This is a genomic window from Serratia sp. 506_PEND, assembly GCF_001076875.1.
Lineage (GTDB): Bacteria > Pseudomonadota > Gammaproteobacteria > Enterobacterales > Enterobacteriaceae > Serratia > Serratia marcescens.
This window is the reverse complement of the sequence record NZ_JVEL01000006.1, coordinates 1-259: the sequence shown is the minus strand read 5'-3', so window position 1 is coordinate 259 and position 259 is coordinate 1. Positions and strand designations below refer to the sequence as shown.

Below are 259 nucleotides of genomic sequence, written 5' to 3'. Positions count from 1 at the left end.
CCTCAGGCTGTGTCTGGTACCAGCGGGCAAGCATCAGCTGTGCCACAGCGTTGCCCTGCTGTGCTGCCTTCTTAAACTGACTGATACAGTCCGCAACAGGCGACGTGCCATGTGCTTCCTGGCAATGTCCTGCGAGATTCATACTGGCCTGCGCATTACCGAGTGACGACGCCCGGGTCCACCAGTGGCGGGCAAGCGCTTCGTTACGCGGCTCCCCCAGCCCGTTGTGGTACCCATCCCCGGCCTGACGCGCCGCATC

The 259-nt window shown here is 62.9% G+C and carries 1 pseudogene; it reads right to left on the bottom strand.

The features are described 5' to 3' along the window. Positions 1 to 259: pseudogene (locus tag ADK28_RS33495) on the bottom strand (SEL1-like repeat protein); the annotation flags it as partial.